Source organism: Sphingomonas sp. GlSt437 (assembly GCF_048015635.2).
In the GTDB taxonomy this organism is placed as follows: domain Bacteria; phylum Pseudomonadota; class Alphaproteobacteria; order Sphingomonadales; family Sphingomonadaceae; genus Sphingomonas.
This window is the reverse complement of record NZ_JBPGYA010000001.1, coordinates 34,755-53,756: the sequence shown is the minus strand read 5'-3', so window position 1 is coordinate 53,756 and position 19,002 is coordinate 34,755. Positions and strand designations below refer to the sequence as shown.

Here is a 19,002-nt window from a genome sequence, read left to right as displayed (position 1 = left end):
GGGTGAGCGGGCTGGTGTTCGACGCCGTATCCTGCGCGCGCGGCGGGCGGTTGCTGTTCGAAGGCATCAGCTTCGCGCTCGACGGCGGCGACGCGCTGGTCGTGTCGGGACCGAATGGCGCGGGCAAATCGAGCCTGTTGCGGCTGGCGTCGGGGTTGCTGTCGCCGATTGCCGGCGCAGTGCGGCGCCAGGTTGCGATCGCTTATCTGGGCGAGGCGCACGCGCTGGATCCGGAGCGAACGCTCATCGATGCGCTGCTGTTCTGGGCGCGGCTCGACCAGGGCAGTCGCGCCGATATCGAGGCGGCGCTGGAGGAAGCCGGGCTGGCGGGCCTCGCCGATGTGCCGGTGCGGTTGCTCTCGACCGGCCAGCGCCGCCGCGCCGCGCTCGTGCCGCTGATCGCCGGGCCGGCGCCGATCTGGCTGCTCGATGAGCCGGCGAGCGGGCTTGACGTCGCGTCGGTCGAGCGGCTCGGCGAAATCATCGGCCGGCATCGTGCGCGCGGCGGCGCGGTGGTGGTCGCGACGCATCAGCCGATCGCGCTCGGCGAGGTGATGACCCTGGCGCTCGGGGCGACGCCGTGATCACGCTCATCCTCCGCGATCTGCGCCGTGCCTGGACCGGCGGCGGCGCGATTTTCCCAGTCACTTTCTTCCTGCTGGTGGCGATCCTGTTTCCGTTCGGTGTCGGGTCCGATCGGGTGCTGCTCGCGCGCGCCGGCGCGGGGGTGATCTGGACAGCGGCGTTGCTTGCGGCGCTGTTGCCGGTCGAGCGGCTGGTCGCGCCCGATATCGATGCCGGCGTGATCGACCAGATCGAACTCAGGGGCCTGGGCCTTGCGACGATCGCTGCTGCCAAGCTCGCCGCGCACTGGCTGAGCTTCGGGCCACCGCTGATGCTCGCGGCGGTGATCGCGGCGGGGCTGCTCGGCATCGATGCCGGCACGCTGGCGCGGACCGAGCTCGGGCTGCTGATCGGCACGCCGGGCCTCGCCGCGCTGGCCTTGGCTACGGGAGCGTTAGTCGCGGGGCTGGGCGGCGCGGGCGCGGTTGCCGGCCTGGTCATGCTGCCGCTCGCGGTGCCGCTGCTGATCTTCGGCGCCGGGGCGACCGATGGCGGGCCGGGCGCGATCAAATTGCTCGGGGCGGTCAGCCTGCTGCTTGTCGCCGGCGCGCCCTTGGTGGCGGCTGCAGCGATCCGCGCCGGGCGCGGCTAGCGCTTGCCCAATCCCAGATCGGCCGGCCCAAACGCATCCGGCAGCAGATCGCCGATCGTGTAGCGGTTCATCGCCTCGCCCTCGGCGGCGCCGCACCACACGATGATGTCGCCTCCGCCCATCTGCGCGGCTTCGTTGATCACTTGCCGGCAGCGCCCGCACGGATTGACGACGGTGTTCCCACTCGCAACCCCCTTGGCATCCATCGCCCCGCCGATCACGCCGATCGCGACGACATCACCAATCCGCCCTTGCGCGCTCGCCGTCGCGATCGCCACCGTCTCGGCGCACAGCGACAAGCCGTAGCTCGCATTCTCCACATTGGCGCCGGTGATGACCGATCCGTCGCTGAGCAACACCGCCGCGCCCACCGCAAAGCGCGAATAGGGCGCATGGGCATTGCGCGCTGCTTCTCGCGCCGCCGCGATCAGCGCGCGACCGGTTGCTTCATCGTCCATTGGCGACCACGCTCCATTCGACACTTGTCTGAATGCCCGGCACCCGCCGCCGCGCATTGGCTTGCCACAGCCGCCACGGCCGCCCGGCATAATCGGGCGGGAAGAAGGTGCCCGTCTCCCATAGCGGACGCGGAATGGCGCTGGCGAGCTGGTAGCGCGCCTCCACGGCGGGCGACACCTGCAAAATCGCCGGCCGGCCGAGATGGTTTTCGATCACCGCCATCGCCCGCGCGATTTCGCCGACCACGACTTGCCGCTCGGGCCGCGCCGGGCAATCGTCGGTGAAATCGATGAAGATGGCGGGCGGTAACTGGTCCTGCGTCTGCGGCACGACGGTGTTGAACAGATTGGCTTGGTCGGCCGCCAGCCCGCACAGCGAATAATCGAGATAGGCGCCGCGCTTCAGCCCCGCCTCGAACGCCGCCCGCCAATTATCGTCGAACATGATGTCGCGGCCGAGCGTGCCGTTGGTCGCGCGGACATAAGCGAAATCGGCGCCGCTTTCGTGCACCTGCTCCCAGTCGATCGGCCCCTGCGCCTGGCTGACGCTGACGCCCTGGAAGCGATAATCGCTCATCGACGGGTGCCAGTGCACCAGGAATTGCCAGCCGATCAGCGCGGCCAGCCCGAGGACCGCGAGCACGACCGCTGCCAGGCGCAGCCGCCGGGTGATCGGCACGGGGGGCGCCATCGCCGCTCAGGCCTTGATGTGGAGCACGCAGATCAGCGTGAACAGCCGCCGCGCGGTGTCGAAATCGATGTCGATCTTGCCGTTCAGCCGCTCCCTCAGCAGCTCGGCGGCTTCGTTGTGGATGCCGCGCCGCGCCATGTCGATCGTTTCGATCTGCTGCGGCGTTGCGTTGCGGATCGCCTGATAATAACTGTCGCAGATCGCGAAATAATCCTTGATCGGCCGGCGGAAGCGGCCGAGCCCAAGCACATAGGTCTCGAGCAACTCACCGCTCTCGCGCGCGATGTCGATCGCCAGCCGCCCTTCCTCGACGCTGAGCGCGATCTTGTAAGGCCCGGCATAGCCATCGGGATAGTCGCGCACCGGCTTGAAATAATTGCCTTCGATCAGGTCGAAGATCGCGATGCGCCGCTCCTGCTCGATATCGGCGCTGCGCCAGATGATCGTGCGCTCGTCGAGCGAGACGTCGATGATGCGGTGATCGGCCATGGTCTCCTGCCGTTTGTGGCAGCGCAGCACGGATGCGGCAAGCCGCTAGCGCAGCGCGGACCCGAGTTATCCGCTCTATCAACAGCCAATTGGGCTTGAGCAGCGCGGGCGCCTCTGAAAAGACGGGCGGATGGCGAGCGTAACCCCTATCATCCCAGCCGAGTCCCCCGCCCCGCGGCTGCCCCACAATGTCGAGGCGGAAGCAGCGATGCTGGGCGCGATGATGATCGACAATCGTTTGGCCGATGATCTGATCGACAAGCTCGACCCCGATCATTTCTTCGAGCCCGTGCATGGCCGCATCTTCGCGGCGATCCGCACGCTGCGCCAGAAGGACCTGCTCGCCACCCCGGTCACGCTGCGGCCGATGTTCGATGGCGACGAGGGGATGCGCGCGCTGGGCGGCCCGGCCTATCTCGCGCAGTTGACCGGCAGCGGCGCGGGCCTGATCGGCGCGCGCGATTTTGCCGAGCAGATCCTCGATCTCGCGATGCTGCGGACGTTGGTCTCGGTTGGGCGCGGGCTGGTCGAGCGCGCCGTCGATACCAGCAAGGAAGTCAATCCAAGGAAGCAGATCGAGCTTGCCGAGGAAGAGCTGTTCAAGGTCGCAGCGGATGGCACCACCGAAAGCACGGTCAAGACGTTCGGCCAGGCAGCAACGCTCGCGGTCAAGATGGCCGAACGCGCGCACAATGCCGGCGGCGGCTTGTCGGGGACGACGACGGGGTTCGATTCGCTCAATTCAAAGCTTGGCGGCCTGCACAAGTCGGACCTTGTCATCGTCGCGGGGCGGCCGGGCATGGGCAAATCCTCGCTCGCCAGCAACATCGCGTTCAACGCCGCCGCGCGCTGGCAGCGCGACATGGCCGACGGCATCGCGCCCGAGCGATCGGTTGGCAGCAAAGTCGCTCTGTTCAACCTCGAAATGTCCGCCGACCAGATTGCGACGCGTATCTTGGCTGAGCAATCAAGGATTTCGTCGGAAAAGCTCAGAAAGGGTGAGATCAACCAGGCCGAGTTCAACCGGTTGGTGCAATCCTCGATCGAGCTTCAGAACCTGCCACTGTTCATCGACGATACCGCCGGCTTGTCGATCAGCGCGCTGCACACTCGCATGCGGCGGCTACAACGGCGGCATAATGGTGAGATCGGCCTCGTCATCATCGACTATCTGCAATTGCTGAGCGGCTCGTCGCGCGGCGGCAGCGACAATCGCGTGCAGGAAATTTCCGAAATCAGCCGTGGCTTGAAGACGATGGCCAAGGACCTGAACGTTTGCGTCATGGCGCTCTCGCAGCTCAGCCGCGCGGTCGAAAGCCGCGAGGACAAAAGGCCGCAACTTTCTGACCTGCGCGAATCGGGCTCGATCGAGCAGGATGCCGATATGGTGTGGTTTATCTATCGCGAGGATTATTATCTCGCAATGCAGGAGCCGACCCGGCCCGACGCCAACAGCTCGGCCGAAGCGGTCGCCAAGCATGCCGATTGGACGCAGCGCATCCAGGCGGTGGATGGTCTCGCCGAACTCGTCATCGCCAAGCAGCGCCACGGCGCGACCGGCAAGGTGACGATGCACTTCAATTCCGAATTCACGCTGTTCAGCGATTATGCGGGACCGGCGCCAAGCTATTGAAATGGAACGTCACGCCATCTATATCGCATAGTGACATAGGGTAGTTTTCTCCGTCACCCCGGCCTTGAGCCGGGGTCCCGCTTCTTCTTCGGCGAGGCAAGGCAGCGGGACCCCGGGTCAAGGCCGGGGTGACGAAGTTGATCTCATTTGATCGCGGTCTTGCCGGGATTGGAAGCCGTATTAGCCCATGGCTGCCGGCCAGTGGCCCCAGCTTCCGCTGGGGCGACGGTCGCTAGAAAACCGGCTCTTCACCCGGCTTGGCGGGGACATGGATGCCGCACTCCACCTTGTCCCATCCCCGCCAGCGGCCGGCGCGTGGGTCTTCGCCGGGGGCGACCTTGCTGGTGCAGGGCACGCAGCCGATCGAGGGATAGCCATTGGCTTCCAGAGGGTGGCGCGGCAGCTCGTGCTCGGCGAAATAGGCGTCGAGCCGCGCCTTGTCCCAATCGGCGAGCGGGTTGAGCTTCAACCGGCCTTCATCTTCCTCGAAGCGCGGCAGCGCGGTGCGCGCCTTGCCCTGGAACGCCTTGCGCCCCGAAATCCACGCGTCGAACGGCGCGAGCGCGCGGCGCAGCGGCTGCACCTTGCGGATGTCGCAGCAACCATCGGGATCGTAGGACCAGCGCAGGCCGGTCGCGTCGCGCGCGGCGAGCAGCAGCGGATCGGGGCGATAGACGCGCAGATCGGTAAAGCCGAGCCGCTCGGCGAGCTCATCGCGATAGGCCAAAGTCTCGCCGAAAATCTTCTGCGTGTTGACGAAGATGACCGGCACATTTTTGTCGATCGTGGCGATCATATGGAGCAGCACCGCCGACTCCGACCCGAACGATGACACCGCCGCAACGCGCCCTTTGAGCGCGCCGCCGAGCATTTCGGCCAGCATGTCCTGGGTCGCAACGCCCGCGTAGCGCGCCTCATAGTCCGCCGCGTCCGCCGCCGTGAAGGTAGGCGCGGTATCGATGACGTCGATCTTGCGAATGGCGCTAGCCATGGCGCTTGGCCCAGACGGGCACACGCGCGTCGGCGGCGGGCTGATAAACCTCGGTGTAGCGCGCGAGCGAGGCGGCCAGCACATCGGCATCGATCGGTGCCTCGGGCGTGAAACTGTCAAAGCCGCAGCGGCGCATGAAGGCGACCTGATCGACCAGCACATCGCCAGCCGCGCGCAACTCTCCAGGGTAACCCGCCTCGCGCAGAATCCGCGCTGCCGAATAGCCGCGCCCGTCTCGGAAGCTCGGAAAGCTCACTTCGATCAGCGCGAGCTGTTCGAGATGCGGCAGCAGTGCCCGCGCATCGTCGCCCGCCTCGATGCGCACGGCGGTGGCATTCGACTGGCCGGCGAGGAACGAATCGAGCGTGACCGCGGGCTCCTCGTGCGGTTCGTCGTCGCGGAAGCGGAGGAGATTATCCATGGCGGTAGCCCCTATCCGTCATGCCAGCGAATGCTGGCATCGTTTCGCCATATAGGCGCGCCAAGCGGCCAGCGATCCCAGCTTTCGCTGGGATGACGGGGGAGGCGCGAAGGATGGCCTTATCCATAGATCGCCTCCTTGAACGGCTCGAAGCCGAGCCGGCGATAGGTGTCGATGAAGCGCTCGCCGCCGTTGCGCTTGGCCAAATAGAGATCGGTCACCCGCTCGACCGCGTCGACGATGCCATCCTCGTCGAAACCCGGCCCGGTGATGCGGCCGAGCGACACGTCCTCTGCCCCCGATCCGCCGAGCAGCAGCTGGTAATTTTCGGTGCCTTTGCGGTCGACGCCCAAAATGCCGATATGCCCGGCATGGTGGTGGCCGCAGGCGTTGATGCAGCCCGAAATCTTGAGCTTCAATTCGCCAAGCTCGCGCTGCCGATCGAGATCGGCGAAGCGCTGCGCGATTTTCTGCGCGACCGGGATCGAGCGGGCATTGGCGAGGCTGCAATAATCGAGGCCGGGGCAGGCAATGATGTCGCTGATCAGGTCGAGATTGGCCGAGGCGAGCCCTGCTGCGTCCAGCGCCTGCCACACCGCGTGGAGGTCGGTCTGGCGGACATGGGGGAGGACGATGTTCTGGGCGTGCGTGACGCGCAGCTCGTCGAACGAATAACGCTCGGCGAGATCGGCCATCACGTCGATCTGCTCGGCCGAGGCGTCGCCGGGGATGCCGCCGACCGGCTTCAGGCTGATGTTGACGATCGCATAGCCCGGCTGTTTGTGCGGCTTGACATTGTGGTCGAGCCAGACGGCGAAATCGGGGTCGCTGCGGTCGGTCTCGCCCGCGGCCCCCGCGTCGAACGCCGGCGCCGCAAAGAACGTCTTGATCCGCTCCAGTTCGGCGAGCGGCGGGTCGATACCGAGCGCCTTCACCGCGGTGAACTCTTCCTCCACCTGGCGGCGATATTCGTCGGCGCCAAGCTCGTGGACCAGGATCTTGATCCGCGCCTTGTAGATATTGTCGCGGCGGCCATGGCGGTTGTAGACGCGCAGGCACGCCTCCAGATAGCTCATCAGATCGTCAGCGTGGACGAAATCCTTGATTTCGGGCGCGATCATCGGGGTGCGGCCCATGCCGCCGCCGACGAACACCCGCGCGCCCAACTCGCCATCGGCCTCGCGGCGGACGATCTGGATGCCGATATCGTGCAGCCGCATCGCCGCGCGATCCTCATCCGCCGCGATCACCGCGATCTTGAACTTGCGCGGCAGGAAGCTGAATTCGGGGTGGAAGGTGCTCCACTGGCGGATCAGCTCGGCCCAGGGGCGCGGATCGGTCACTTCGTCAGCGGCGGCGGCGGCGAACTGGTCTGACGAGATGTTGCGGATGCAATTGCCGCTGGTCTGGATGGCGTGCATCTCGACCGAGGCGAGATCGGCAAGGATATCGGGCGCGTCGGCAAGCTTGATCCAGTTATACTGGATATTTTGCCGCGTCGTGAAATGGCCATAGCCGCGATCATAAGTCCGCGCGATATGGCCCAGCATCCGCATCTGCCGGCCGTCAAGCGTGCCATAGGGAATGGCGACGCGCAGCATATAGGCGTGAAGCTGGAGATAGAGGCCGTTCATCAGCCGCAGCGGCTTGAACTGGTCCTCAGTGATCTGGCCGGCGAGGCGGCGCTTTACCTGATCGCGGAATTCCTCGACCCGGGCATCGACGATCGCCTGGTCGTATTGGTCGTATTGATACATGAGCTACCTCGTCATCCCAGGGAGGGTCCCATCAAAGTAATACTTTGATGGGTACCCGCTAGCTGGGATCGTGTGCGGCAAGCAGACGCTATCGGGAAAGCGACCCCAGCTTTCGCTGGGGTGACGGAACGGTGTCATATCACCCACTCCCCCGCGGCAGGATCGGCGGGTTTCAGTGTCAGGTCGGGGCGCACGGTAGGGCCGAGCGCGCGGATGCGGTCCTTGATGTGCGCGGGGCGCGGGCCATTGGCGGTCGGCTCGGCATCGATCACATAAGGCGCGTTGACGCGGCGGGCGCCGTCTTCGGCACGCGCGATCGCTTCGCCCTTGTCGCCCACGTCGACCGCGTCCTCGACATGGCGCGACCAGTCGCCGCCCGTCCACCAGATGACGTCGCCGGTGGGAAGATCGTTGCCCGTCAACAGCTTCATTGCATCGCCTCCGCGACCCGCGACCAGCGGGCGAGCTTATCCTCGGCATCCGACAATTCGACGACCTCTCCGACGACGATCACCGCCGGACTTCCGACGCGCTCGCGTTCGACCATCGGCCCCAAATCAGCGAGCAGCGTCTTGATCGCGCGATGGCCGGCGAGCGTGCCACGCTCGAGCACTGCGACCGGCATGTCGGGCGCAACGCCATCGCGAATCAGCTTGTCGGCAATGTCGGCAGCGGTCGCCACGCCCATATAGATGACCAAAGTGCGGCCCTGGCCGGCCAGACCTGCCCAGTCCTGATCGGCCAGACCCTTGCATTGCCCAGCGACAAAGCTGACTGCCGAGCTGTGATCGCGATGAGTGAGCGGCAGCATCGCCTCCGCCGCGCAGCCCAGCGCGGCCGAAACGCCGGGGATCACCTCGACCGGCAACCCCGCCGCGCGCACTGCCTCGACTTCCTCGCCGCCGCGCCCGAAGATGAACGGATCTCCGCCCTTCAGCCGCACGACGATCGCGCCCGTTTTCACATGCGCTATGATCAGCGCGTTGATCGCTTCCTGGGGCAGCGTGTGTCGGGCGCGCTGCTTGGCGACCGAGATGCGGTGTGCGGCAGGCGGGGCGAGATCGAGCACGCGCGGGTCGATCAGGCCATCATGGACGACGATGTCCGCCGATCTCAGCGCCTCGACTGCGCGGACGGTGAGTAGGCCGGGATCGCCGGGGCCGGCCCCAACGAGGATGACGCGGCCGCGCGCGGCGGGATCGAGCAGGGTTGTCATGGACAGCACATGAGTTGGGCGCGGTGTTGGAGCAACCGACGGTTGCTTGGGCGGCGGGTAGCGAAACTTTTGGCGAGGCGCGGCCTGGTCATTTTCGGGGTTCTCCGGTCCTTCTTCACCGCCTCCCCGGCGAAGGCCGGGGCCCAGTCCTGATAAATTCCTGCGCGACAGCGCAGGGCGCGCTCCTGCGCGCAAATCTGATGTGCTGGACCCCGGCCTTCGCCGGGGAAGCGGAAGAGGCTTCAATGGGTCGATAAAATCACCCATCCCGCAACCCTACACTAATCACGGCCCGCGCCTGTTCGGCTTCGGATGAAACGACCGGATACGCACAATAATCCGCTGCATAATAAGCGCTCGGCCGGTGATTGCCTGACCAGCCGATGCCGCCGAACGGGGCCGACGAGCTCGCGCCGTTGGTCGGCTTGTTCCAGTTGACGATGCCCGCGCGCGCATTGGCCCAGAATTGGTCGTACAGCGCCGGATTCTGGCTGATCAGCGAAGCGGACAGGCCATAGCGCGTGTTGTTCGCCTCGGCGATTGCTTCCTCGAAGGTGCCCACCCGGATGATCTGCAGGATCGGCCCGAACAGCTCGATATCGGGGCGGTCGGCGATTGATGTCACGTCGATCAGCGCCGGCGTCAGGAAGGGCTTGTCGGGATCAGGTCGCGTCAAATGGCGGATCGGCCGGCCGCCATGCGACATCAGCGCGAGGAAGCTTTCCTGCAGCAGGTCGGCGGTGTCGTTGTCGATCACCGGGCCCATGAAGGGCTGGGGGTCGGCGTGCGGATCGCCGACGATGACGCGACCGACGAGCTTGTTGAGTTCGGCGATCAGCGGCTCGGCGAGCGTCTCGTCGATGATCAGCCGTCGCGCGGCGGTGCAGCGCTGGCCGGCACTGGTGAACGCCGATTGCACGATCACCGTCGCGGCAGCGGTAAGGTCGGGCGTGTCCCACACCACAATCGGGTTGTTGCCGCCCATTTCGAGCGCGAGGATCTTCTCGGGTCTGTCGGCGAATTGCCGGTTGAGGATCAGCCCCGTCCGCGCCGATCCCGTAAACAGCAGGCCATCGATATCGGCATGCCCCGCCAGCGCCTTGCCTTCCGCCGGGCCGCCGATGACGAGGCGGATGCACCCTTCGGGTACGCCGGCCTCACGCAGGCAATCGACGAGATAAGCGCCGACCGCCGGCGTCTTTTCGGACGGCTTGAACACCACCGCATTGCCCGCGAGCAGCGCCGGCACAATATGGCCGTTGGGCAGATGCGCCGGGAAATTATACGGCCCCAGCACGGCCAGCACCCCGTGCGGCTTGTGGCGCAGCGCCATGCGATCGCCCATCTGCGCATCGAGCCGGCGCTGCGAGGAGCGTTCGGCATAAGCCGTTGCCGAGATATTGACCTTGGCGATGACCGACTCGACCTCGGTCTTGGCTTCCCACAGCGGCTTGCCGGTTTCGCGCGCGATGAGATCGGCAAAGGGATCAAGTTTGGCGCGAACCATATTGGCGAAGCGGCGCAGCGTTTCGAGGCGGTTGGCGAGGGGTTGCGCGGCCCAGCCGGCCCAGCTTGCGCGCGCGGCCGCGACTTCCGCGTCGACATCGCTGGTGGGCGCCCGCCATAATTCGGCGCCGGTTGCGGGTTCGAATGAGATCAGCTCGGTCGCGCTCATCCGCGCGGCCATGCCCCAAATGCACCGGAATTGCCACACCGCATGCCGTCAAGCCGCCAGCGCGTGGCCCATGCGGCGGACGGCGGCGATCTTGGCGTGGAACGGTGCCCAATCGTCCCGCTCGGCAATGGCGGACCAGATTGCTTCGACCTCGTCGATCAGCATCGAACAGGGGGCAGGGTCGCGCCAATAGGCGTGATCGCGATTGGCGCGTGGCGTGTAGCTGGCCAGGAGCACGCGCGCCTCGTCGAACGCTTCGCCCCATTCGGCGGGCAGCAAACCGCCAAAGCTATGGAAGTAGAAGTCGTCGATGCCGATGCCCGTCGCGCGCATGCCGCGCTCGATGGCCTGGATCAGCGCCTGATCGGCGTCCAGCCCGCGCGGCACAACGCCGAGCCGCCACAGCATCGCGCGCGTCACGGCCTCCTGATAGGCCGGCCCGAAAGCATCGAGCCGTTCGATCAGCGCGGCTTCCTCGGCCAGCGGCAACAGCGAGCCGGCCAGCTGCATCACATCCCAATGGATCGCCTCGGGCTGGCGGCCGAATGCATAAAGGCCGTTATGGTCGAAATAGGCGGCGACAAAGCCCGGGTCCCAATTGGGCGTGAAGCGCCACGGGCCGTAATCGAAGCATTCGCCGGTGACGTTGATGTTATCGCTGTTGAGCACGCCATGGACGAACCCCGCCGCCATCAACTGTCCGGCGAGCCGCGCGGTGCGATTAACGACATGGCTTAGCAGGCGGAGCGGGGCGTCGTCGCCCGCGCCATCATCGTTGAAATAATGGCGCAGGACGTAGCGCGTCAGCGTGGCCAGCCCCTCGGCATCGCGCATAAAGGCGAGGCGCTGGAAGGTGCCGATGCGGATATGGCCATGGCTCAGTCGCACGAGCACGGCCGAGCGCGTTGGGGAGGGCTCGTCATTACGCTCGAGCGCTTCGCCCGTCTCGATCAACGAGAAGCTGCGCGAAGTATCGACGCCCAGCGCTTCAAGCATCTCGGTCGCCAGCACTTCGCGCACGCCGCCCTTCAGCGTCAGCCGGCCGTCGCCGAACCGGCTCCACGGCGTGCGGCCCGATCCCTTGGTGCCGAGGTCCATCAGCCGGTCGTGCGCGTCGCGCAGCTGTGCGAACAGAAAGCCGCGCCCGTCCCCGATATCGGGATTGTACACGCGGAATTGATGGCCGTGGTAACGCAGCGCCAGCGGCTCGGTCAGGTTGTCGGGCAGCGGCTCGAATCGGCCGAAATGGCGCGCCCATGCCGTATCGTCGAGCAGATCGAGGCCCACCTCAGCCGCGGCGCGATCATTGCGGAACCGTATCGTCGTCTCGGGGAAATCGGCGGCGCGGACGCGATCGTAGAAGGCGTCACCCAGTTCCAGGATAACGGGATCAGCACGATAGCGGGCGGGTTGCGGAGCGGCGGTCATGCGGCGATATGGGGCCGGGCATCGCAGGGACGCAACCATGGCCGCTTACGAAAACCGATATTGGTGGTCGAATGACGGCTTGCGGCTGCATGCGCGCGACTATGCGGCGGCGGACGCCGGCGCGGGCGATCATCCGCCGATCCTCTGCCTGCCGGGGCTGACCCGCAACGCCCGCGATTTCGCCAATCTCGCTGATCGTCTGTCGAGCGCAGGCTGGCGCGTGATCGTCGCTGAGTTCCGTGGGCGCGGTGAGAGCGGCTATGCCAAGGACTCGATGAGCTATGTGCCGCTCACCTATGTTCAGGACGTGGAAGCGCTGCTGACCGAGCTCGGCATCACTCGCTTCGTCGCCATCGGCACGTCGCTGGGCGGCATTGTCGCGATGCTGCTCGCCGGTGCCGGGCGCGGCGTGATGGCCGGCGCTGTGCTCAACGATATCGGGCCCGAGATCAATCCCGACGGGCTGGCGCGGCTGCGCGCTTATGTCGGCAAGCCGGCGAACCACCCGACCTGGATGCATGCCGCGCGCGCGCTCGCCGACGCCAATGCCGCGATTTACCCCAATTATGCGATCGGCGACTGGCTCGCGATGGCGAAGCGGCTCTACCGGCTCAACAGCACGGGGCGAATCGTCCTCGATTACGACCTCAAGATCGCCGAGCCGCTGCGCGTGCCGGGCAACGAGGCGGGCCCCGATATGTGGCGCGCGCTCGATCGGCTAACGGGCGTGCCGGTGCTTGTCGTGCGCGGCGCGCTGTCGGACATTCTCGATGCCAGGGTGGCGGACCGGATGATCGCGTCGCTCGACCGGGCCGAGCTCGTCACGATTGCCGATACGGGCCACGCGCCGACACTCGACGAGCCCGAGGCCATCGCCGCGATCGACCGGTTGCTCGCGCGCGTCGCCGAGGAGCGCCAACCCGCCTGATGCCCGTTCACATCCTGCATCTCCATTCCAGCTTCGATCTCGGCGGCAAGGAAGCGCGCGCGGTCCGGCTGATGAACCTGTTCGGCGATGCGGCGCGCCACACCATTGTGTCCGGCGTGCCGGGGGCGCTGAGTGCGCGCGACGCGATTGCGCCCGGCATTCGCTACGAAATTGCGCAGGATCCGCCACCGCTGACCGGCAAGCCGTCGGTGGCGCGCTATGAAGCGATCGCGCGCTACATGCAGCGCTTCGATCTGGTGCTGAGCTATAATTGGGGGGCGATCGACGGCGCGATGGCGCGGCGCGTGTTCGGCAAGGGCCAGCCGCCGCTGATCCAACATGAAGACGGCTTCAACAGCGACGAAGCGCGCCGGCTGAAGATGGAACGCAACGTCTATCGCCGCATTGCATTTGGCGCGGCGCACGCGGTCGTCGTGCCGTCCAAGACGCTGGAGACGATCGCACGCGAGACGTGGAAAGTGCCGGCGGCCAAGCTCCATCGCATCGTCAACGGCATTCCGGTCGAGCGCTATCAGCAGCGCCCCTCTGCCAAGGCGATCCCGGGCTTGCGCAGGAAGGCGAGCGAGGTGGTGGTCGGTACGATCGCAGGGCTGCGTCCGGTAAAAGACTTGCCGCGCCTGGTGCGCGCGGTCGGCGGCGTGTCGGCGCGGGTGCGGCTGGTGATTGTGGGCGAGGGGCCTGAGCGTGCCGCGATCGAGGCAAGCGCCAACGCGATGGGTCTGGCGGATCGGCTGGTGATGCCGGGCTTTCTGCCCGATCCGCATCGTTATGTCGGCCTGTTCGACATTTTCGCGCTCTCCTCGCACAGCGAGCAATTTCCGATCGCGGTGGTGGAAGCAATGGCGGCGGGGCTACCCGTCGCGGCGCCCGGCGTCGGCGATGTCTTGGACATGGTCGCCGAAGAAAACCGCCCGTTCATCGTCAATTTCACCGGCGAGGTCGATCTGCGCAACGCGATCGAGGCGCTGGCCGCAAACGCCGAACTCCGCGCCCGTATCGGCGCCGCAAACCACGCCAAGGCATTGGAATTGTACGACGAAGCCACCATGGTCCGCCGCTACGCCGCGCTTTACGGTTCAGCGATCGGCAAGCCTGATGCGTTTACCAGCATCATTGGTTGACGCTTAAGGCTCGCCTGCCACAATTTTGCCGTTATAAACGATTGCTCGGTTTTCAGTTCGGAAGGGACAGACGTGTTCAAGGGCCTGACGCCCATCAATTATAACGGTCGCGAAGTCTGGCCGCTGGTCGAAGGCGGCAAGGGCGTGGCGGCGACGAATCACGCCTCGGCTGGCGCCTGGGCTGCTGCGGGCGGTATCGGCACGGTCTCGGCCGTCAATGCCGACAGCTATGATGCGGACGGCAAGATCATCCCGCAAATCTACAGCGCGCTCACGCGCCGAGAACGTCATGAGGAACTGATCCAATACGCGATCGATGGCGCCGTGCAGCAAGTCCGCCGCGCCTGGGACATCGCTGGCGGCAAGGGCGCGATCAATATCAACGTGCTGTGGGAAATGGGCGGCGCGCAGCGTGTGCTCCACGGCGTGCTGGAACGGACGCGCGGCATGGTCGCGGGCGTCACCTGCGGCGCCGGCATGCCGTATAAGCTCTCCGAAATCGCGGCGTCCTACGAAGTCAATTATTTGCCGATCATCAGCTCAGCCCGCGCCTTCCGCGCGCTGTGGAAGCGCGCTTATTCTAAGGCGGCGGAGTGGCTGGCAGCGGTGGTCTACGAAGATCCTTGGCTCGCCGGCGGGCATAACGGCTTGTCCAATGCTGAAGACCCGCGCGTCCCCCAGGATCCCTATCCCCGCGTCAAGGCGCTGCGCGATACGATGCGCGAAGGCGGCATCCCCGATTCGGTGCCGATCGTGATGGCAGGCGGCGTCTGGTATCTGCGCGACTGGAACGACTGGATCGACAATCCTGAGCTTGGCGCGATTGCCTTTCAGTTCGGCACGCGGCCCTTGCTCACCAAGGAAAGCCCGATCCCCGAAGCGTGGAAGGAAAAGCTCACCCAGATCGACGAAGGCGATGTGCTGCTCCACCGCTTCTCGCCGACCGGCTTTTATTCGAGCGCGGTGCGCAATCCGTTCCTGCGCAATCTGGAAGCGCGCACCGAGCGGCAGATTGCGTTCTCTACTCAGCTGGCGGGTGACCATACCCACCAGCTCGATGCGGGCGTGAAGGGCAAGAATTTCTGGGTGACGCGCAACGACTTGCTGCGCGCGCGCCAATGGGTGGGCGAGGGCTTTACCGAAGCGCTCAAAACGCCCGACAACACGCTGGTTTTTGTCACGGCGGAGGAAAAGCACACGATCCGCAAGGATCAGTCGGACTGTATGGGCTGCCTCAGCCAATGCGCTTTCTCGTCATGGATGGACAGCGAGACCAACTCGACCGGGCGCCTTGCCGATCCGCGCAGCTTCTGCATCCAGAAAACGCTGCAGGACATCGCGCATGGCGGCGATATCGACCAGAATCTGATGTTCGCCGGCCACGCCGCTTATCAGTTCAAGCGCGATCCCTTCTATTCGAACGGCTTTGTGCCCACGGTGAAACAGCTGGTCGATCGTATCTTGACCGGGGATTGATCAGGGCGACACCGTCGTTACGGCCCTCAATCAGTCGTTTACGGTTTGCGCGCATGGTGGTGGCCCGCAGGGGAAGGGTCCTATGGGTGCCAGCACCTTCAAATATCGCCGGCCCGAACCGGCGCTGGTCGAACAGCGCAGCATCGACCGGCATCCTGTCTTCATTCGCCGTGCGGCCGTACAGCGCGGTCGCGCCAAGGCGATCGAGGCGCGGTTGGAAGATGTATCGATTTTCGGCTGCAAATTGGCCTGCGCTGGCCAGGCCAAGGCGGACGAGCGGGTATTCCTCAGTATCCAGGGCGGCATGCCGATCGCGGCAACCATCGTCTGGGCCGACAAGGGCATGATCGGCTGCCGCTTCGATACGCCGATTTCGGGCGGCATGGTGCGGGCGCTGACGCTAGGCCTTTGACGTCGAGCCGGCGCTTGCCCGCCGGCCAGCTCAGCGCATGGCCAAAGTGATTGCGTTACTCGTATGCGCGAGCAGCGGTGCGATCGTCATCGTCAGCCAGACCGAGGCTGCGGCGACACCTCCGACAAAAGTGGCATATTGAGCCAGCATCGCGCGGTGGCGGTTATGGTGATAGCGTTCCTCCACGCCCGCCCGCGCAATGGTGCGGCGCTCGGCACCGTTCCAGCCGGCTAGCGTCTCAGGCGCAACGAAGGAGCGACCATCGGCAAGGCCGCGCGGATCGATAATCTCCTGCGTGCGGATGCCGAAGAAATTGCCTTTCACCCAAATAGCGCGAGCGATGATCGTCATCGTCGCCCGGCGGATTTCGATGTAACAACCCGGGCGCGGTGGTGCGATCGCGTGCAGCATCATCCCGTGCGGCGACACGTTGCGGATCGAAATATCCATCCAATTCACCCCCAGCCGCATCCGCGCGGGGAGCAGAACGGCGAGCCGTGGTTCCCGGTTTTTCATCGCGTTGGCCCTCCTCACTGGGCGACGATCGTGTGACAGAATTGTTACGATCCGTGGCAGCGCAGTTATTGGTCGCGCGCCTAATCGGACCTTACCGGCCTTGGTTAATCGCGCGCGGATTCATCAATATGAGTAGGTGCGGACAGCCCTCATTCGCTTCTCCGGCGCCGCTCGATTTCCTTGCTGCGACCGGGCGCTCGCATGATTGCCATGGCCCCCGGCTTTGCCTTAACCTGCATGCCAATAATCGATGGGGGAGGGGTGCGATGAGAAAGATTTGGGCAGCGGCCATCTGCGGCGCGCTGGTGAGTTCGGTCGCGCCGGTTAGCGCCAAGGCGCCAACGTCTTCCGCGACGATCACGCGGACCAAATTCGGCATTCCCCATATCCGCGCGACGAGCTGGGAAGGGATCGGGCTCGGCGCCGGCTATGCCTATGCGCAGGACAATCTGTGCATGATCGCTGAGGAATTTGCGACTGTCCGGGGCGAGCGATCGAAATTCTTCGGGCCCAGAAAGACAGCGACCTTGGGGTTCAGCGAGGTCGATAACCTCTCGTCCGATTTGTTCTTCCGCTCGGTGATCGATCTGCCGCAGCTTCGCGTCGAGCTGGCCAAGCGGTCGCCCGACGTGCGCGCGCTCGTGCACGGCTATATCGCCGGTTATAATCGCTGGTTGCGCGATATCGGCCCGTCTGGCGTTCCGGCCGAATGTCGTGGCCAGCCCTGGGTTCGGCCGATCGGCACCGACGATTATCTCCGCCTGTTCGAGAAGGAGATGCTGCTGGCAAGCTCGCTGGCGCTCGCGCCGTTCATCGCCAATGCGCAGCCACCGTCGGACGCCAAAACGTCGAGCAACGCGCTCGATCGCGATCCGTTCGTGCACGGCGACATCGGCTTCGGCAGCAATGGCTGGGCGTTCGGCTCGCAAGTGACGAGCGGCTCCGGCATCCTGGTCGGCAACCCGCACTTCCCCTGGAATGGGCCGGCGCGGTTCTGGCAGATGCACTTGACCATCCCCGGCAAGCTCGACGTGATGGGCGTGTCGATCGCCGGCGGAGCGATGGTAAGCCTTGGCTTCAACAAGGATGTTGCCTGGACGCACACCGTAACCGCCGCCCAGCATTTCACCGTTTTCGAGCTGAAGCTCGATCCCGCCAATCCGCTCGCCTACCAAGTCGATGGCAAGACCGAGGCGATGCGGCCGATTTCGGTCACCGTGCCGATGCCGGCCGGCGAAGCGCCAGTAACGCGCACGCTTTACACCACCCGCTATGGCCCGGTGCTGGCGAGCCCGTTCATCGGCATGACGTGGACCCGCGCCAAGGCCTTCGCCATTCGCGATGCCAACCATAACAATATGCGCTCGATCGAGGCGTGGATCGCGATCGATCAGGCGCGCAACGTCGGTGATATCAAGCGGGCGGTCTCGACCACGCTTGGCATTCCCTGGGTCAACACCATCGCGACCGATCGCACCGGCGCGGTGCTCCATGCCGATGTTACGGCCGTGCCCAATGTTTCCGCCGCCAAGCTCGCGACCTGCGGCTCGCCGCTGAATGCAAAGCTTGCGGGCCGCTTGTTCGTGCTCGATGGCAGCCGCTCGGCGTGCGATTGGGACATGGCAGCCGGCACGCCGGTGCCGGGATTGATGCCGGCGAGCGATCAGGCGATCTGGGAGCGGCGCGATTATGTCGCCAACAGCAATGACAGCTATTGGCTGAGCAATGCCTCGGCACCCTATCGCCAGCTATCGCCGATTCTGGGCGCATGGGGCACTGAGCGGACATTGCGGACGCGATCAGGGTTGCTGGAGATCGAGCGCCGCCTGACCGGGCAGGACGGCATGCCGGGCACCAAAGTGACGCAGTTGACGGCCGAAGCAATGGCCTTCGCCAACAAGAGCCTCGGCGCCGAGTTGTTGGTCGACCCCGTGCTCAAGATGTGCGCGGGACAAGCGGCGCTGGTGGCGACGTGCGATGCGCTCGGCAAATGGGACCGCCGCTTCAATCTCGACAGTCGCGGCGCCTATCTGTTCCTGGCGTTTTTCGAAGCGCTGAAAGCAACGCCGGCGATCTGGGCGACGCCGTTCGACCCTGCCGATCCGGCGCATACACCGCGCGACCTGAAGACCGATGCGGCGACCACCGCGCAAATGCTCGGCGCGCTCGGCGCGGCGCGCGACCGGCTGGCCAAGGAAGGCATCGCGCTCGATGCGCGCTGGGGCGACGTGCAGTTCGCGGTGCGTGGTAGCGAGCATATCCCAATCCATGGCGGATCGGGCGCATTGGGTGTGCTCAACGTGCAGCAATCGAAGCCCGTGCCGGGCGGCATCGTGCCTTTCCATGGCACCAGCTATATCCAGGTCGTGACGTTCGACGCCAAGGGGCCGGTGGCGGACGCGCTGCTGAGCTATTCCGAAGCGACCGATCCGGCATCACCGCATTGGGCCGACCAGACGCGCGCTTTCTCGGCCAAGCAATGGCACCGGCTGCCGTTTACCCCGGCTGAAATTGCGGCGGAGGGCGGCACGACGATCACCGTGCGGCCGTGAG

19 protein-coding genes are annotated in these 19,002 nt (G+C 65.5%); 8 read left to right on the top strand and 11 right to left on the bottom strand.

Translation table 11 applies throughout. The features are described from left to right. Positions 1-2: 2 nt before the first annotated feature. Both ccmA and ACLB0R_RS00240 read left to right on the top strand, forming a co-directional pair. Positions 3-584, top strand: coding sequence for a heme ABC exporter ATP-binding protein CcmA (gene ccmA, locus ACLB0R_RS00245; protein ID WP_416641135.1), 582 nt, complete (start codon positions 3-5; stop codon positions 582-584). After that, positions 581-1,216: a heme exporter protein CcmB gene (locus tag ACLB0R_RS00240; protein WP_416641133.1), complete on the top strand. Its 636-nt coding sequence runs from the start codon at positions 581-583 to the stop codon at positions 1,214-1,216. The genes ccmA and ACLB0R_RS00240 overlap by 4 nt, the downstream gene beginning before the upstream one ends. Here ACLB0R_RS00240 and ACLB0R_RS00235 read toward each other — a convergent pair. From ACLB0R_RS00235 to ACLB0R_RS00225, 3 genes are read right to left on the bottom strand one after another with little or no spacing between them, the layout of a single operon-like run. After that, positions 1,213-1,674, bottom strand: coding sequence for a cytidine deaminase (locus ACLB0R_RS00235; protein WP_416641132.1), 462 nt, complete (start codon positions 1,672-1,674; stop codon positions 1,213-1,215). The two genes, ACLB0R_RS00240 and ACLB0R_RS00235, sit on opposite strands and share 4 nt — an antisense overlap. Further along, positions 1,664-2,353, bottom strand: a complete 690-nt coding sequence (locus ACLB0R_RS00230; RefSeq protein WP_416641131.1) for a glycoside hydrolase family 25 protein — start codon at positions 2,351-2,353, stop codon at positions 1,664-1,666. The genes ACLB0R_RS00235 and ACLB0R_RS00230 overlap by 11 nt, the downstream gene beginning before the upstream one ends. Positions 2,354-2,371: 18 nt before the next feature. Continuing rightward, positions 2,372-2,854, bottom strand: a complete 483-nt coding sequence (locus ACLB0R_RS00225) for a UPF0262 family protein (protein WP_416641130.1) — start codon at positions 2,852-2,854, stop codon at positions 2,372-2,374. A gap of 130 nt (positions 2,855-2,984) precedes the next feature. On the opposite strand from ACLB0R_RS00225, the gene ACLB0R_RS00220 reads away from it, so the two are divergent. Beyond that, entirely contained in the window at positions 2,985-4,487 is a 1,503-nt protein-coding gene (locus ACLB0R_RS00220) for a replicative DNA helicase (RefSeq protein WP_416641129.1), read from the top strand. Between the two features lie 232 nt (positions 4,488-4,719). On the opposite strand, the gene ACLB0R_RS00215 is transcribed toward ACLB0R_RS00220, so the two are convergent. The 7 genes from ACLB0R_RS00215 to ACLB0R_RS00185 all read right to left on the bottom strand — a co-directional run bounded on the left by ACLB0R_RS00215 (position 4,720) and on the right by ACLB0R_RS00185 (position 11,975). Next, positions 4,720-5,478: a phosphoadenylyl-sulfate reductase gene (locus ACLB0R_RS00215; RefSeq protein ID WP_416641128.1), complete on the bottom strand. Its 759-nt coding sequence runs from the start codon at positions 5,476-5,478 to the stop codon at positions 4,720-4,722. After that, the gene (locus ACLB0R_RS00210; RefSeq protein ID WP_416641126.1) at positions 5,471-5,899 is read right to left on the bottom strand and encodes a DUF934 domain-containing protein; all 429 of its coding nucleotides are present in this window, start codon (positions 5,897-5,899) and stop codon (positions 5,471-5,473) included. The genes ACLB0R_RS00215 and ACLB0R_RS00210 overlap by 8 nt, the downstream gene beginning before the upstream one ends. A 119-nt stretch (positions 5,900-6,018) precedes the next feature. Then, positions 6,019-7,656 carry a nitrite/sulfite reductase gene (locus tag ACLB0R_RS00205; protein WP_416641125.1) on the bottom strand — a complete coding sequence of 546 codons (1,638 nt, stop codon included), beginning with the start codon at positions 7,654-7,656 and terminating at the stop codon, positions 6,019-6,021. 134 nt (positions 7,657-7,790) lie between these two features. Continuing rightward, positions 7,791-8,087 (bottom strand): DUF2849 domain-containing protein, encoded by a 297-nt coding sequence (locus ACLB0R_RS00200; protein ID WP_416641123.1) that lies wholly within the window; start codon positions 8,085-8,087, stop codon positions 7,791-7,793. Next, positions 8,084-8,872, bottom strand: coding sequence for a uroporphyrinogen-III C-methyltransferase (gene cobA / locus ACLB0R_RS00195; RefSeq protein WP_416641122.1), 789 nt, complete (start codon positions 8,870-8,872; stop codon positions 8,084-8,086). Before cobA ends, ACLB0R_RS00200 begins: the two co-directional genes overlap by 4 nt. 259 nt (positions 8,873-9,131) lie before the next feature. Then, on the bottom strand, positions 9,132-10,559 hold the full coding sequence (gene astD, locus ACLB0R_RS00190; protein WP_434953637.1) for a succinylglutamate-semialdehyde dehydrogenase: 1,428 nt from the start codon (positions 10,557-10,559) through the stop codon (positions 9,132-9,134). A 36-nt stretch (positions 10,560-10,595) separates the two neighbouring features. Continuing rightward, the gene (locus tag ACLB0R_RS00185) at positions 10,596-11,975 is read right to left on the bottom strand and encodes a protein adenylyltransferase SelO family protein (RefSeq protein WP_416641118.1); all 1,380 of its coding nucleotides are present in this window, start codon (positions 11,973-11,975) and stop codon (positions 10,596-10,598) included. A 37-nt stretch (positions 11,976-12,012) separates the two neighbouring features. Here ACLB0R_RS00185 and ACLB0R_RS00180 point away from each other — a divergent pair, with 37 nt between their 5' ends. The 4 genes from ACLB0R_RS00180 (at position 12,013) to ACLB0R_RS00165 (ending at position 15,933) form a co-directional block, all read left to right on the top strand. Next, complete coding sequence (locus tag ACLB0R_RS00180) at positions 12,013-12,903, top strand: alpha/beta fold hydrolase (protein ID WP_416641116.1); 891 nt, start codon at positions 12,013-12,015, stop codon at positions 12,901-12,903. After that, positions 12,903-14,045, top strand: coding sequence for a glycosyltransferase family 4 protein (locus tag ACLB0R_RS00175; protein ID WP_416641114.1), 1,143 nt, complete (start codon positions 12,903-12,905; stop codon positions 14,043-14,045). Before ACLB0R_RS00180 ends, ACLB0R_RS00175 begins: the two co-directional genes overlap by 1 nt. Before the next feature lie 72 nt (positions 14,046-14,117). Continuing rightward, the gene (locus tag ACLB0R_RS00170; RefSeq protein WP_416641112.1) at positions 14,118-15,521 is read left to right on the top strand and encodes an NAD(P)H-dependent flavin oxidoreductase; all 1,404 of its coding nucleotides are present in this window, start codon (positions 14,118-14,120) and stop codon (positions 15,519-15,521) included. A gap of 82 nt (positions 15,522-15,603) precedes the next feature. After that, positions 15,604-15,933, top strand: coding sequence for a PilZ domain-containing protein (locus ACLB0R_RS00165; RefSeq protein WP_416641110.1), 330 nt, complete (start codon positions 15,604-15,606; stop codon positions 15,931-15,933). Positions 15,934-15,963: 30 nt separating this feature from the next. Here the strand turns inward: ACLB0R_RS00165 and ACLB0R_RS00160 are convergent, their stop codons facing one another. Next, complete coding sequence (locus ACLB0R_RS00160) at positions 15,964-16,449, bottom strand: hypothetical protein (protein ID WP_416641108.1); 486 nt, start codon at positions 16,447-16,449, stop codon at positions 15,964-15,966. Between the two features lie 266 nt (positions 16,450-16,715). Between ACLB0R_RS00160 and ACLB0R_RS00155 the strand changes: the two genes are divergently transcribed. After that, positions 16,716-19,001 carry a penicillin acylase family protein gene (locus tag ACLB0R_RS00155; RefSeq protein ID WP_416641106.1) on the top strand — a complete coding sequence of 762 codons (2,286 nt, stop codon included), beginning with the start codon at positions 16,716-16,718 and terminating at the stop codon, positions 18,999-19,001. Position 19,002: the final 1 nt, after the last annotated feature.

Excerpts from the sequence above, each read along its gene's own strand:
- ACLB0R_RS00235 (WP_416641132.1), bottom strand. The coding sequence starts at position 1,674 with ATGGACGATGAAGCAACCGGTCGCGCGCTGATCGCGGCGGCGCGAGAA.
- ACLB0R_RS00225 (WP_416641130.1), bottom strand. The coding sequence starts at position 2,854 with ATGGCCGATCACCGCATCATCGACGTCTCGCTCGACGAGCGCACGATC.
- ACLB0R_RS00220 (WP_416641129.1), top strand. The coding sequence starts at position 2,985 with ATGGCGAGCGTAACCCCTATCATCCCAGCCGAGTCCCCCGCCCCGCGG.
- ACLB0R_RS00215 (WP_416641128.1), bottom strand. The coding sequence starts at position 5,478 with ATGGCTAGCGCCATTCGCAAGATCGACGTCATCGATACCGCGCCTACC.
- ACLB0R_RS00210 (WP_416641126.1), bottom strand. The coding sequence starts at position 5,899 with ATGGATAATCTCCTCCGCTTCCGCGACGACGAACCGCACGAGGAGCCC.
- ACLB0R_RS00205 (WP_416641125.1), bottom strand. The coding sequence starts at position 7,656 with ATGTATCAATACGACCAATACGACCAGGCGATCGTCGATGCCCGGGTC.
- ACLB0R_RS00200 (WP_416641123.1), bottom strand. The coding sequence starts at position 8,087 with ATGAAGCTGTTGACGGGCAACGATCTTCCCACCGGCGACGTCATCTGG.
- cobA (WP_416641122.1), bottom strand. The coding sequence starts at position 8,872 with ATGACAACCCTGCTCGATCCCGCCGCGCGCGGCCGCGTCATCCTCGTT.
- astD (WP_434953637.1), bottom strand. The coding sequence starts at position 10,559 with ATGGCCGCGCGGATGAGCGCGACCGAGCTGATCTCATTCGAACCCGCA.
- ACLB0R_RS00185 (WP_416641118.1), bottom strand. The coding sequence starts at position 11,975 with ATGACCGCCGCTCCGCAACCCGCCCGCTATCGTGCTGATCCCGTTATC.
- ACLB0R_RS00180 (WP_416641116.1), top strand. The coding sequence starts at position 12,013 with ATGGCCGCTTACGAAAACCGATATTGGTGGTCGAATGACGGCTTGCGG.
- ACLB0R_RS00175 (WP_416641114.1), top strand. The coding sequence starts at position 12,903 with ATGCCCGTTCACATCCTGCATCTCCATTCCAGCTTCGATCTCGGCGGC.
- ACLB0R_RS00165 (WP_416641110.1), top strand. The coding sequence starts at position 15,604 with ATGGGTGCCAGCACCTTCAAATATCGCCGGCCCGAACCGGCGCTGGTC.
- ACLB0R_RS00160 (WP_416641108.1), bottom strand. The coding sequence starts at position 16,449 with ATGAAAAACCGGGAACCACGGCTCGCCGTTCTGCTCCCCGCGCGGATG.
- ACLB0R_RS00155 (WP_416641106.1), top strand. The coding sequence starts at position 16,716 with ATGAGAAAGATTTGGGCAGCGGCCATCTGCGGCGCGCTGGTGAGTTCG.